The organism is Hymenobacter telluris, assembly GCF_017313265.1.
GTDB classification, from domain to species: domain Bacteria; phylum Bacteroidota; class Bacteroidia; order Cytophagales; family Hymenobacteraceae; genus Hymenobacter; species Hymenobacter telluris.
The window spans coordinates 76425-89823 of the sequence record NZ_JAFLQZ010000019.1 but is presented as its reverse complement, the minus strand read 5'-3'; the positions used below and the strand labels follow the sequence as shown (position 1 = coordinate 89823).

11 protein-coding genes are annotated in these 13399 nt (G+C 64.4%); all 11 read right to left on the bottom strand.

Annotation, left to right across the window (positions count from 1 at the left end; all coding sequences use genetic code 11):
- Positions 1-10: 10 nt before the first annotated feature.
- The 11 genes from J0X19_RS21180 to J0X19_RS25040 all read right to left on the bottom strand — a co-directional run bounded on the left by J0X19_RS21180 (position 11) and on the right by J0X19_RS25040 (position 13243).
- A complete protein-coding gene (locus tag J0X19_RS21180) occupies positions 11-2524 on the bottom strand; it encodes a multicopper oxidase domain-containing protein (protein WP_206986416.1) in 2514 nt (837 codons plus the stop codon).
- Positions 2511-3659 (bottom strand): DUF2231 domain-containing protein, encoded by a 1149-nt coding sequence (locus J0X19_RS21175; RefSeq protein ID WP_206986415.1) that lies wholly within the window; start codon positions 3657-3659, stop codon positions 2511-2513. Before J0X19_RS21175 ends, J0X19_RS21180 begins: the two co-directional genes overlap by 14 nt.
- A gap of 287 nt (positions 3660-3946) precedes the next feature.
- Positions 3947-4156, bottom strand: a complete 210-nt coding sequence (locus tag J0X19_RS21170; protein ID WP_206986414.1) for a heavy-metal-associated domain-containing protein — start codon at positions 4154-4156, stop codon at positions 3947-3949.
- Positions 4157-4283: 127 nt separating this feature from the next.
- Positions 4284-4910 carry a hypothetical protein gene (locus J0X19_RS21165; RefSeq protein WP_206986413.1) on the bottom strand — a complete coding sequence of 209 codons (627 nt, stop codon included), beginning with the start codon at positions 4908-4910 and terminating at the stop codon, positions 4284-4286.
- 160 nt (positions 4911-5070) lie between these two features.
- Positions 5071-5412: a four-helix bundle copper-binding protein gene (locus tag J0X19_RS21160; protein WP_206986412.1), complete on the bottom strand. Its 342-nt coding sequence runs from the start codon at positions 5410-5412 to the stop codon at positions 5071-5073.
- A gap of 222 nt (positions 5413-5634) precedes the next feature.
- On the bottom strand, positions 5635-5892 hold the full coding sequence (locus tag J0X19_RS21155; protein ID WP_206986443.1) for a heavy metal-binding domain-containing protein: 258 nt from the start codon (positions 5890-5892) through the stop codon (positions 5635-5637).
- A gap of 72 nt (positions 5893-5964) precedes the next feature.
- Entirely contained in the window at positions 5965-7359 is a 1395-nt protein-coding gene (locus J0X19_RS21150; protein ID WP_206986411.1) for an efflux RND transporter periplasmic adaptor subunit, read from the bottom strand.
- Positions 7352-8755, bottom strand: a complete 1404-nt coding sequence (locus J0X19_RS21145; protein ID WP_206986410.1) for an efflux RND transporter periplasmic adaptor subunit — start codon at positions 8753-8755, stop codon at positions 7352-7354. The genes J0X19_RS21150 and J0X19_RS21145 overlap by 8 nt, the downstream gene beginning before the upstream one ends.
- On the bottom strand, positions 8733-9989 hold the full coding sequence (locus J0X19_RS21140) for a TolC family protein (protein ID WP_206986409.1): 1257 nt from the start codon (positions 9987-9989) through the stop codon (positions 8733-8735). The genes J0X19_RS21145 and J0X19_RS21140 overlap by 23 nt, the downstream gene beginning before the upstream one ends.
- Positions 9990-10002: 13 nt before the next feature.
- Positions 10003-11895 (bottom strand): efflux RND transporter permease subunit, encoded by a 1893-nt coding sequence (locus tag J0X19_RS25045; protein ID WP_206986408.1) that lies wholly within the window; start codon positions 11893-11895, stop codon positions 10003-10005.
- On the bottom strand, positions 11888-13243 hold the full coding sequence (locus J0X19_RS25040; protein WP_257573403.1) for an efflux RND transporter permease subunit: 1356 nt from the start codon (positions 13241-13243) through the stop codon (positions 11888-11890). The genes J0X19_RS25045 and J0X19_RS25040 overlap by 8 nt, the downstream gene beginning before the upstream one ends.
- Between the last annotated feature and the right edge of the window lie 156 nt (positions 13244-13399).

Here is a 13399-nt window from a genome sequence, read left to right as displayed (position 1 = left end):
CGTTTGCCTGCTAGTAGTGAAAGGTGAGGCCCGCGCCCCAGCCGTACTGGTTGTCGTAGTTGGTGCTCAGCGAGGCGTATTTGCTGACCATGTAGCGGAAGCCCAGGGTGAATTCCTTGTCGGTGTTGCCGCTGATGTCCATGAATACGTTGTTGCTCAGCGGCAGGTCGCGGCGCTCCAGGCGTAGGCGCAGCTGCCCGGTCAGGTCCGTGCGCAGCTCGGCCCGCACCAGCATCGGCAGCAGGTAGTACACGCCCACTTCGGCCTGCCGGCGGAAGTTGCGGTTGTTTTCCACCGTGCGGCGGTTGCCGCCCTCGGCATCTGCTTCCGAGCGCAGCGTTTTGTTGTCGCGGAAGTCATAGCCGACAAAGCCGGCCCACAATTGCCGCTTGTCGAGGTAGCGCAGCAGGTGGGTTTCGGTTTCGTAGTTGCCCTCGTAGTTCACGCGGCCCTCGAATTCCAGCGCGTTGCGGTTGTTGGAGAGGGTGCCTTCCAGGTACGCGGCTTGTGAATGCACCGACAAGTCAAACCACGGGTACACCGCGTTGTCTTCGCGCTTGAGGTACTTGTAGTTGGTTTTGGCAAACTCGTTCTGGGGGCTGGCGTCGTAGCTGATGATGCGGGCCATGCCGGCCATCATGTGGTAGAGGATGTGGCAGTGGAAAAACCAGTCCTGCTCCTCGTTGGCCTCGAACTCGATGGTCACCGTGCCCATGGCCGGGATGTCGAAGGTGTGCTTCATGGGCGAATAGGCGCCCTGGGCGTTGACCATGCGGAAAAAGTGCCCGTGCAGGTGCAGCGGGTGGCGCATCATGGTCAGGTTGGTGAAGGTCATGCGCACGTTCTCGCCCCGGCGGATGGGGATTTTATCGGCTTTTGACAAGGTCTTGTTGTCGAACGACCACACGTAGCGCAGCATGTTGCCGGTGAGCGTGAGCTTGATGTCGCGCCACTGCCGGGTGGAGTCCAGCGTGGTGGGGTTCAGGGCCCGCAACTGGTTGTAATTGAAGTCGCCGCCCGCGCCGCCCATGCTCTTGCCAGCCATGCCGCCGCTCATGTCCATGCCGGCCATGCTACCGCCCTTATCCTGCATGGTGCCCATGCTCTTGCCGCTTTTTTCCTGCTCATTCATGGGCCGATTTTGGGGCGAAGGGGCGGTGCTGGCGGGCATGGTGCCGTTCTGCATGTACATGCCTTTCATGGCCGGGGTGTCGCCCATGTTCATGCCTGACGTTTCGTTGCCCTTCTTCTTTTTGCCCCTGTCCATGCCTTTCATGTCCCCACTGCCCCCCTTCATGTTCATCCCCTTCATACCGCTGCCGTTGGGGTCCATCTCCCCGTTGCCGCCCATGTCCATGCCGGTCATATTGCCCATGCTGCCCATCTCGCGCATCATCTGGAAGTAGTTAATGCGTGGCAAATCGGGCGCTTTCATCGGCTCGCCGGCCCCGAAGTAGCTGGACGAGTAGCCGGTGATGTCGTTGGCGGTGGCCCGCAGCTCGGCCGCGCCCGCGGGCGGGATGGTCACCAGCAGGTCGTAGGTTTCGGCCGTGGCAATTTCGAGCTTGGACACCGGGAAGGGCTCCACGTTGATGCCATCGGCGGCGATGACCTGCATGGGGCCGCCGGAGTACTGCAGGTAGAAGTACGAGGAGGCGCTGCCGTTAATGACGCGCAGGCGCACCACCTCTCCGGGCTTGGCGTCGGGGTAGTAGCTCTTTTCGCGGCCGTTGGTGAGGAACTTGTTGTAGTAGATGTCGGTCAGGTCCATGGCCGGCATGCGCCCCCACTCCTGCCGGACTTTGTCCTTGAAGTAGCCGGCGGCAATGGCCTCGCCGTAGCTCTGGGTGGCGCCTTTCTGCACGGCAAACCACTCGCCGGCCCGCTTGAGGTAGCGCAGCACTTCCTTGGGCGGGTGGTCGGTCCAGTCGGAGAGCAGCAGCACGTACTCCTTGAGCTCGTACTTCACTTCCCGGGGCTGGATGACGATGGAACCGTATAGCCCGGACTGCTCCTGCAGCATGGTATGGGAGTGGTACCAGTAGGTGCCGCTCTGAATCAACGGAAACGTAAACGTGTGCGTGCCGCCTGGCTCGATGGGGGCCGTGTTGAGGTAGGGCACGCCGTCGTATTGGTTAGGCAGCAGGATGCCGTGCCAGTGGATGCTGGTTTCGACGCTCATCTGGTTGTGCACTCGAATGATGGCCGTGTCGCCCTCCGTAAAGCGGAGCGTGGGCGCCGGAATCTGCCCGTTGATGGCAATGGCCAGGCGGGTTTTGCCAGTGTAATTTACCTGGCGCTCGTCCACGTACAGGTCGTATTCGACGCGGTGGCCGGCGTGGTTGGCGCGGGGCGTCACCACGTGGCCCCGCAGGTCGGCGTCCGGGGGCGGCGTGGCCGGGCCGTTGGCGGCCTGGCCTTTGGGCATGGCCTGGTGCTGGGGCATTTGGGCGGCCAGGGGCAGCGCGCCAAGCAAGAAGAATAGAAGGGCTAATAATCTCATCAGGTCGCTATTGTTTAGCATTCTTTGGTTTGTTCCGGGCGGGGTTGTTGTCCTCGAAGCGGAACTTGTCCATGGGGTTGGCGGGCATGCTCATGCCGGGCATGGTGCTCATGGCGGGCATCTTTTGGCCTTTTTCCATGCCGGGCATGTCTTTCATGTTGCCCATGGATGGCATGGCTTGGTTGGGCGCCGGAGCCGGCATGCCGGGCATATCGGCCATGTTGCCCATGCCTGACATGCCGGTATTACCCGATTTGGCTTTTGCCGGCTTTTTTGCGCCTGTCGGCGGTTGGCTCATGCCGGGCATGTCCGCCATTCCGGGCATGTCACGCATGGGCTTTTGCTGGGTGGGGCGGCTCATATCCATGCCCGCGGGCATGGGTTGCGTGCTTTGTGAGGCGGGCATCTTCATGCCGGGCATGCCCTTCATAGCGCTTTTCGGGGCAGTCGGCCGGCTCTGGCCCGCCGGCTGGCTAGCCGGCAAGTCCATGTTGTCCATTGTACCTGGGGAAGTGCGGCTGCCCTTTTCGCCGGAAGCAGGCGCGCTCATATCCATGCCGGGCATAGCAGCGGAGCCCGGGGCAGCGTCTTGGTGGGGCGAAGCGGGCGCCTGGTCCTTGGTGTGGTCGTCGGCCTTTGCCGCCTCGTCGTGGGTATCGGCTTCCATTTCCATGCCGGGCATGGCCTCCCCGCCCCCGTGGCCGTGGCTTTTATCGAGCAGGCGGCCTTGGGGCCCCACGCCCTCCACGTAGACCAGCTGCGCCCCGCGGTGCCCGGCCACCGATAAGACCCCGGCCGTGGCCACGGCCGAAACCAGCACCAGCACTTCGTAAGCCCGCCGCTGAATCTTGAAAAACGTGCCGACCCCGGCCAGCAGCACGGTGATGCCGGAAAGCCACATCGTGTAGCCGGCGAACTTTTCGTGGGCCTCGAACACCGCCGCCGCCCGGGGCGCCAAACCCGTGGGCATGGCGTGGAAGATGGTGCTGGCCGCCAGGGCGCCTAGAAAGCCGCCGGCCATCACCCCCATCGTAATCCACTTCACCGGCGGCCACTCTTTGTACACGTTCAGCGCCTGCAGGCCGGAACTGAGCATCAGCAGGACAATAGGTAAATGCACCACCAAAGGGTGCAGGTTGGGAAAATCTTCAAACATAGGCGCAGGTTAAAAGCGTCACGGATATTGGCGTGGGCCGCAGCGGCATCAGTTGCCCCGCCCTGTTGCCCAACCTAGCCGCTGAGCTTGAAGGGTAACGCAATAGGAACCAGCAGGGACGAGCCGCCTCGTCCACATTACGCCGAAGGCCCTGGCTAATGTTTGCTGCTATTACGCGCCGGAGCTACATAATTTCCATGTTTTAGGCTTTCGCGCCTGGTCAAGGCCCGAAATGAAAAACGCCCGGACCAGCCGGGCGTTTTTACGATGAAGTGCGGTGAGGGTACTTAGGCCGCCTGAATCTCGAAGCCGGCGTTCTTCACGGCCGCTACTACTTGCTCAGGCGTGAGCTTGTCGGAGGTGACGGTCAGAATTTTTTCCGGATTGGAGGTGTCTACCTGCCAGTTGCCGGCGCCGGCTTCCTGGTTGAGGGTGGGCGTCACGGCCTTGATGCAGCCGCCGCAGTTGATATTGGTTTTGAACTGAAGGGTTTTCATGGGAAGCGAATTTAGGGTGAGCCGAGCGAATCGGTTTCAAATAAGTAACGCGAAAAAGTAGCGCCAGGTGCGCCATTGGGGGTACAGGATTGTGCTGGCATCTTACAGGATTCGTAGGCTACCAATCCTAGTGGTGCCCGAGCCCACCGCCGAGCAGGTGCGCGATGATGAACACCACCACCACTAGGCCGAGCAGGCCAAGCAGCACATACTGGCCCCAGGAAGTGGGCGTGGCCGCCACCGCGCCGGGGTGCCGGCGTTGCTGCAGCCAGTTGCCAATCCGTCCCCAAGGCTTGTATACCGAGATAGTCGTGGCTGCGAGAAGCACCACAAAGGCGGCCACGGCGTCGGCAATCAGCCGCATGCGCATGCCGCGCAGCTCCGTCGAGGACAGGTCGGCTTTGGCGGCGACTTCCGCCAGGTAGCTAATGGGCTGCATGTGCACGAGCAGCAGCACGGTGGCCGCCACGGTCAGCAGCAGTTTTACGACCACCCAGTAGTGCTTGAACAAGCCCCAGGGAGTGCCCACGGCCTGCACCACGCCCGTGAGCAGCGCCGCGAAACTGGAGGGCACAATCACAAACCAGCCGCTCAGGCCCATGGCCAGGTAGGCGGCTCGCACCAGCGGCGCGTCGTGGCTGGTCAGGCCCGTTATGGCCAGCGCCAGGAACACGGCCACCGCCCCCAGCCACCCCACCGAGAAGGTGATGTGAGCCGTGAGCATGAGTTTGCGAACAGGGGCAGGGAAGGTCATCGCGCGGAGGGTTAGCCAGGTAAAATCACGACGCAAAAGTACCGGCCGGCCCGGTGGCCGCGGTACAGGATTGCGCCGCCTACTTACAAGATTTGCTCGGCCCGGAAAGCAAAAAAGCCAGCCCGCGCGAAACGGGCTGGCTTTTGCAAGAAATAACGGGTTAAGCCGTTACGCTCATGCCCTGGCGGCAGGCCTGCTCGCAGCGGCGGCAGGCTTCGGCACACTCGCGGCAGTGCTCCATGTGGGCGGCGTGCTTTTCGCACTCGTCGCCGCAGGCCTTGCAGATTTCAGCGCACTCGCGGAGCAGGTGCTGCGCGTGCTCGGAGCCGCGGGCCACGAAGCGGGCCGTCAGGGCGCAGATGTCGGCGCAGTCGCGGTCCAGCTGAATACAGCGGGCCATCATTTTGACATCCTGCTCGCTCAGGCAAGCGGTAGCACAGTGTTCGCAGGAGTTAACGCAGGCGTAGAGAGCGGCGAGGAGGCTTTGGTTTTGAGAATGCATGGAACTTGGGGTTTAGTGAAGAATGGTTTTCAGTATGTACTAGCCCCATGACGAGTTGTTGTGCACGATTGGGGCAGAAGGCCTGCATAATTTGTTGTGGCAGTCGGTGGTCGTCGCCGGCGTGACTTCTGCTGGGGAGGTCCGCTCCGAGGCGGGGCGGGTCCGTAGACTGACCGGAAGCAACGCTAGTCGGAGCCGCTAAGGCCGCGGCTACCCTGGCTATTACTTCTTGACCAGGTCCATGCCGCACTTGGGGCACTTGCCGGGCTCGTTGGCAATGACTTCGGGGTGCATGGAACAGGTATAGGTCTCGGCGGCCACGCCGGGCCCGGGGTTGCCGGCCGGCTTGGCGGTGCTATCTGCCGAGGCGGTGGCCGTGGTGGCCGTAGTGGTTTCGGTGCTGCCCTTGTTGTCAGAGCAGGCCGTGGTGGCGGCGGAGAGGCCGGTGAGCACCAGGCCGAGGAACAGAAGCTTTTTCATGGGGTATGAATGGGGTGATTAAAAACGGGGCCGGACCGCGGCACCCAACGGCTTGCGGTGATGACGGAGGGCTTACATGCTCATGCCGTTCATGCTATCGGTGGCACCCTGACGCAGGGCGTATTCGCTTTGCAGCAGGTAGGCGCCGGAGACGACGACCCTAGTCCCGGGCGGCAGACCCGACGTGACGGGCACGCTGCTGGCCGAGCCCTCGCCGGTGCTCACCCGCACGCGGCGGTACTGCCGCTCGCCGGTTTGCGTCCAGAGGTAGCTGGCGTCCCCCTCCCGAATCAGGGCTTCCGTGGGCACGCGCAGCGCGGTTTGGGCAGTGGCAGCCGTTGCGGGGGCATCGAGCAGCACGTTGGCCTGTGCGCCGGGCAATAGGCGGCCGCCGGGGTTGGCTAGTTGGATGCGGGCCAGCGCGACCTGGCTGCTGCCGCTCAGCTCGGGGCTGAGAAAGACTACTTTGCCCCGAAGCGAGCCGGACTCTCCGGCCACTTGCATGGTGACGGTTTTGCCCAGTGGCAGCTTGGCCACGTCCTGCGGATTAAGCTGCGCTTCCACCCACACGGTGGCCAGGTTGGTGAGCGTGACCAGGGGCGTGCCCTCGCTCACGTATTGCCCCTGCACTACGTCGAGGGTCTGCACGGTGCCGGTCGTCGGGCTGTAGTAGGTCACCACCGGGTTGGGCCGGCCCCGGGCAGCCAGCTGCCGGAGCTGAGTGGCACTCAGGCCCAGCAGGCGTAGCTTTTGGGCCGTGGCTTCGGCGAATTGCCGGTAAGGACCGCCCTGCTCACGGCTTTGGGCCAGGGCCAGCAAGTACTCCTGCTGCAGGGCCTGCAGCTGCTCGCTGTACACGGAAAACAGGGGCGCGCCCCGCTGCAAGATTTGGCCGGTCTGGCGCACGTACAGCTGCTCGATGCGCCCGGCCACCCGGCTGCTGACGCCCTCGGTTTGCAGGGCATCGGCGGTAATAGTGCCGGTGAGCACGGTGGGCGCCAACACCTTTGCCCGGCCAGTATCCGGGCCGATGACCTGCGCGCGAATGTTGCCGAGCGTGACCTGCTGCGCGGTGAGCGTCAGGTCGGCGCTACCGCCCGACGCCTTGCCCGCCGCAGTCGAACGAACAGCCTGTTTCACCAGGTCCATGCCGCAGATGGGGCAGAGGCCGGGTTTGGCCTGGTGCACCTGCGGGTGCATCGGACAGGTATAGACGGCGGCATCGGCGCCGGGCTTTGGGGTCGCCGGGGCGGTTTTTACCAGAATCAGGTCCATGCTGCAGATGGGGCATTTGCCGGGGGCGTCTTCGTGAATCTGCGGGTGCATGGAGCAGGTGTAATACACCTTTTTCCCTGCCGCCCCCTGGTCGGCGGGTTTGGTTTTCTGGCAGGCCGCAGAACTCAGCGCCACCAACAACACCAGCAGCCAACGCACGGCCAAACGCGCAACGAGTCGGGGGCTAGTCATGGGAAGGGAGAATTGAAGTGGATGAGGTCTGCAGGAAGCTTTCGCTGTCGACCAGGTATTGCCCATTGGCGGCCACGTCTTCGGTGCCGGTCAGGCCCTGGCGGATTTGCACCTGCGTGGCCGTGCGCTGGCCGACCTGCACCGTCACCGGCACGAACGTGCGGCCGCGCCGCACAAAGGCCACCTGACGAGTGCCCAGGTCCACGACGGCGGCGCGGGGCAGCCATAAGCCATTACCCATAGAACTGGTTACCCGGGCGGTAAGCCGGGTGCCGCGCCGCAGCAAGCCCTTGGCGTTGGGCAGCGACACGCGCACGGCCGGCGTGCTGGCGCCGGCACGGTAGGTGGGCTCCACCAGCTCCACGCGGGCGGTGAGCTGCTGGTTAGCGGCGTCTCCGTTTACAAACACCTGCAGCGTCTGACCGGGGCGCAGCTGTGTCACGTCGCCGGGCCCGGGCTGAAACAGGCCCCACACCTGCGCGGTGTTCACGACTTGAAACAGGGTTTGCCCGGTGCTGACGTAGCCGCCTTCCTGTAGGGTGAGCGCCGGGGTGGGGGCGGCAGTTGGAGTCGCTGCCGTTGCGGCTTCCGCGCCGGCGCCCATGCCCGAAGTGCCGCCCATGCCGCCGGCCGGTGCACCGGTGTCGGCCATGCCAGAAGGGGACGGTGGCACGAGTGCCGCCGCAGCCACGGAGTTTTCGACTACGTAGCCATCGTAGGGGCTGAACACGGCCACCCGGTAGTCGGGGCGGCGGGTGCGGGCCAGGGCACGCAGCTGGCTTTCGCTCAGGCCCAGCAGCCGCAGCTTCTGCCGGGCGCCGTTCACCAATGCCGTATTGTCCGCGTCGTTGCCGAGTAGGAAGATGTACTCCTGCTCGGCCGTCACCAGCTCGGGGCTGTAGATTTCTAGCAGCGGCTGGCCGCGGCGCACGGGCTGGTAGTTGAAGCGCACCAGCAGGCGCTCGATGCGCCCGCCCACGCGCGCGGCCACCGCCCGGCTCCGGCGCGGGTCGTAGTCGACCACCCCGGGCAGGGTGAGCGTATCGCCAACGGCCCCGGCATTGGGCCGCACCGTGGCGATGGCCGACACCACCGAAGCGTTGGGCGAGGCGACCAGATGGTTCAGGCCCGCGCCGGCCGTGTCGGCGGCGACTGCGTTTTCCCCGCTGGCTTTGGGCACCAGGTCCATGCCGCAGATGGGGCACTGGCCGGGGGCGTCGCGCACGATTTGCGGGTGCATCGAGCAGGTGTAGAGCTGCGCGGCAGCCGTAGCCACCGGCTGCGCGGGGGCCTGCGCGGCCGGGCCGTGGGCCTTGCCTTTGCAGCCGGCCAGCAGCGTGAGCACCAGCACCAGCTGCGCGCCGGCTCGTAGCTTATTGCTCCAGTTCCTGGTCATAGCGCACGTGTAAGTTTAGGACTTCGGTTTGGGTGTCGAGGTACTGCAGGCGGGTTTGCAGCCAGGTTTCCAGGGCTTCGACTACCGCTGGCAGCTGGGCCGTGTTCTGCTGGTAGGCCAGCAGCGTCACCTGGTACTGCTTGCGCAGGGCGGGCAGGATGCCTTTTTCAAAGTTTTCCACCTGCTGGCGCTTGGTGCGCAAGTCCGACTGCAGGGTGGTGATGCGGCCGGCCGCTTCGGTGAGCAGGCTGGCGCGCTGCTGCTGCACGGCCTGCGCCTCGTAGCCCAGCGCGGCCGTGTTGGCCTTGTACTCGCGGGCCGCCCAGGGGGCAATGGGGATGGACACCATGCCCATCACGGAAAACTGGTTGGGCGTGACGCCAATGCCGTTCATGTGGTCGTAGCGCACCCCGAAGTCGGGCCGGCGGCGGTTGGCTTCCACGTTCTGGTTGAGCCGCACCACGGCCAGCGAGCGGTCGAGGCTGCGCACGTCGCTGCGCCGGCGGGCTAGCGCCGCCGTGTCCGGGTACGGGCCGGCAAACGTGGTGGGCAGCAGCGTATCCACCGCAAACTCGCCTTCCGGGTCGCGGGCCATGAGCGTGTTCAGGGCAATGGTGTTTTGGCGCAGCTGCCCGTAGAGCTGCTCGTGGTCGTTGCCGTGCATGGCCACCCGCGCCTGCGCCTGGTAGATGCTGGCCAGCGTGCTCTGGTTGTAGGGGTAGCGGGCCTGCGCCACTTTCAGCAGAAAGGCCAGCAGCTCCTCGCTTTCGTCGAGCACCTTTAGCTTCTTTTCCAGGATAACCCGGCCGTAGTAGAGGCTGCGGGCCTGCGCCCGCAGCTGGTTGAACATGGCCGTTTGGTCGGCCTGCTCCACGGCAACCTGCCCGGCCAGGTACTCCCGCTTGGCGCGCTGCTTGGCCGGGTTGGGGAGCATCTGCTCCACGGACACCATTTGCATGCCTTCGCCCCGGCCGTTGTTCACCTCCTTGATGGGGCGCTGGTTGTAGGGCGTCATCCAGTAGCCGGCGCTCACCTTGGGCGCTTCCCAGCTGCTGGCGCCAGCCACGGCGGCCTGCTTGGCCTGGGCGCGGTAGCCGTATTGGCGCAGGGCCGGGTTGCGGCGCTCCACGGCCCGCAGCACCGAGTCCAGCGGCAGAACCGATTGCGCCCAAAGCGGCCGCGTGACCAGCAAGAGCAGGACCAGCAGGAGGCTATGTTTAAGAAAAGCTTTCATGGCATTCACGGGGTTAATGCTTCACGGCCAGCACGTCCAGTTTGCCGAACTTGCGGAGCTCGTACTCCTTGGTCATCAGAAAAATCAGGGGCGTCACCAGCAGAATGTGGGTGGAGGAGGTGAACACCCCGCCAATCATGGGCAGCACGATGGGCAGCATTACGTCGGAGCCCGTGCCCGAGGCCCAGAGCACCGGCACGAGGCCGAACAGGGCCACCGACACCGTCATCAGCTTGGGTCGCAGTCGCTTGGCGGCCCCGTGAAACACGGCGTCGCGCAAGTCCTGCTTCGTGATGGTTTCGCTCGAATTGCCCTTGGCGGCCACCAGCTGCTGCATGGCGTCGTTGAGGTAGATGACCATGATGACGCCCGTTTCCACGGCCAGCCCGAACAGGGCGATGAATCCCACGGCCACCGCCACCGAGAGGTGCACGCCGTAGAAGTACACCATGTAGGCCCCGCCAATGAGCGCAAACGGAATAGTGACCAGACTCAGCAGCGCCTCGCGCACCGAGTGAAACGCGAAGTACAGGCAGCCGAATATTACCAAAAGCACGATGGGCAGGATGAAAAGCAGCGTGCGCTGCGAGCTAATCAGGTTTTCGTACTGCCCGCTCCACTCCAGGTAGTAGCCGGCGGGCAGCTTACCCTGCAGGCTTTGCACCCGCTGCATGGCTTCCTTCACGGTGCCGCCCAGGTCCCGGTCACGCACGTTGAAGAGCACCGCCCCGCGCAGCTGCGCGTTTTCGGAGTTAATCATGGGCGGGCCGCCCGTGAAGCGCAGCGTGGCCACCGCCGAGAGCGGTACCGGACCGTAGGCCGTGGTTTGGATGGGGATGCGGCCCAGGGCGGCCACGCTGTTGCGGAAGTCCTCGGCCAGGCGCACGTTGATGCTGAAGCGCCGGCGGCCCTCCACGGTGGTGGCCACGGGCGCGCCGCCGATGGCCGTTTCCACCACCTCGTTCACCTGGTCTACGCTCAGGCCGTAGCGGGCCAGCTGGTCGCGCCGGAGGTCGATTTGCAGGTACTTGCCGCCGGTGATGGGGTCCACGTACAAATCCTGCACGCCGGGCACGCCGGTGAGCGCCGCCCTTACTTTTTGCGAGACCTGGTAGATGGTGTCGAGCTGCTGCCCGTAGACCTTCACGCCCACGTCGGTGCGCACGCCGGTGCTCAGCATGTTGATGCGGTTGATGATGGGCTGCGTCCAGCCGTTGACCACTCCCGGAATCTGCAGCTTCTCGTTGAGCTCGGCAATGAGCTTGGCCTTGGTCATGCCCGCCCGCCACTCGCTGCGGGGCTTGAGCTGGATGATGGTTTCAATCATGCTCAGCGGGGCGTTGTCGGTGGCCGTGCTGGCGCGGCCGGCCTTGCCGAGCACCCCTTTTACTTCGGGCACCTGCGCGATAATCTTGTCCTGCACCTGCAGGATGCGCTTTACTTCCGTGTTCGACACGTCGGGCTGCGCGATGGGCATGAACAGAATCGAGCCCTCGTCGAGCGGCGGCATGAACTCGGTGCCCAGACTCAGCAGCAGCGGGATGCTGACGGCCAGCAGCGCCAGGTTGATGCCGATGGTGGTTTTGCGCCACGTGAGGCACCAGTTGATGAGCGGCGCGTACACCCGCTCCAGCCCCCGGTTGATGGGATTCTGCTCCTCGGTTTTGAATTTGCCCTTCATGAAAAAGGACAGCAGCACCGGTGCCAGCGTCACGGCCAGCACCGCGTCGATGAGCAGGATAAAGGTCTTGGTGTAGGCCAGCGGGTGAAACAGCTTGCCCTCCTGCCCGGTGAGCAGAAACACCGGCAGAAAGGACGCCACGATGATGATGGTGGAGAAGAAGATGCCCCGCGACACCTGCTGGCTGGACTTCTCGATGATGGCGAGGCGCTCGTCGTTAGTCATGGCGGACGGGTTCAGGGGTGGAAATGGGAGCGGCGGCAGCGGGCGCTGAACCGGGCGGTGCACCTGACACGGCGGCGTCTTCAGCGGCCTGGTGCAGGGCCAGGTTGCGGTAGGCGTTTTCGGCCATCACGATGCCGTTGTCCACAATCACCCCGATGGCCAGGGCGATGCCGGTGAGCGACATGATGTTGGAAGAAATGCCGAAGGCGTTGAGCAGAATGAAGCTCGCGGCGATGGTAATCGGGATTTGCAGCAGGATGCTCAGGGCGCTGCGCCAGTGAAACAGGAACACCAGCACCACCAGCGACACCACGGCCATTTCCTCCAGCAGCGTGTGCTGAATGTTGGCCACCGACTCCTCAATCAGGCCGCTGCGGTCGTAGACGATGTTGAACGACACGCCCGCCGGCAGGCCCTTGGCCACTTCCGTCATTTTGGCTTTGACGCGGGTTATCACGTCGTCGGCATTCTCGCCGTAGCGCATCACCACGATGCCGCCCACCACTTCGCCCTCGCCGTTGTGGTCGAAGATGCCCAGGCGGCTTTCGCCCGTCATCTGCACCGTGCCCAGGTCCTTGAGGCGCAGCGGCACCCCGCCGGCGCGGGTAAGCACCGGCACGTTTTCGAGCGTGGCCACGTCCTGAATGTAGCCCGAGGTTTTGATGATGTAGCCCGTGCCCGCCTGCTCAAACTTGCGCCCGCCGGCCTCGTTGTTGTTGCTGCGCACGGCGGCCAGCACCTGCGGCAGGGTCACGTTGTAGTAGGTGAGCTTGGTGGGGTCCACTGTCACCTGGTACTCGGGCTGGAAGCCGCCGAAGCTGGCCACCTCGCTCACCCCGGCCACGGTTTGCAGGCCAAACTTCACGTACCAGTCCTGCAAAGCCCGCTGCTCGCCCAAGTCGAGCTTGGGGGCGTTGAGCGTGTACCAGAGCACATGGCCCACGCCCGTGCCGTCGGGCCCGAGGGTGGGCGTGATGCCGGCCGGCAGCAGGCGCTGCGCGTAGTTGAGGCGCTCCAGCACCCGCTCGCGGGCCCAGTAGATGTCGGTATTGTCGTTAAAGATGACGTACACGAAGCTCATGCCGAACATGGAGGCGGCGCGCACGGCCCGCACCTGGGCGAGGCCCTGCAGGTTGGTCACCAGCGGGTAGGTGACCTGGTCTTCGATAATCTGCGGGCTGCGGCCCATCCACTCGGTGAAGACGATTACCTGGTTTTCGGACAGGTCGGGAATGGCGTCAATCTTGCTGGCCCGCACCGACAGCGCGCCCCAGACGAGGAGCCCGGCGGCGACCAGCAGCACCAGCACCCGATTCCGCAGGGAAAAGGAAATGAGTTGCTCTATCATAGTGAATACAGCACTTTAAGGAGAAGCGTCAGCGAACCGGAAACCCAGGCAGGGACATCGGCGGGCATAAAAGCCCGGACGCGGGGGCCGTCCGACCACGCGGGACCGGACGCACCAAAGCCCCAGCGCCGGTCGGCGTGGGGGGCAGAGCAACCC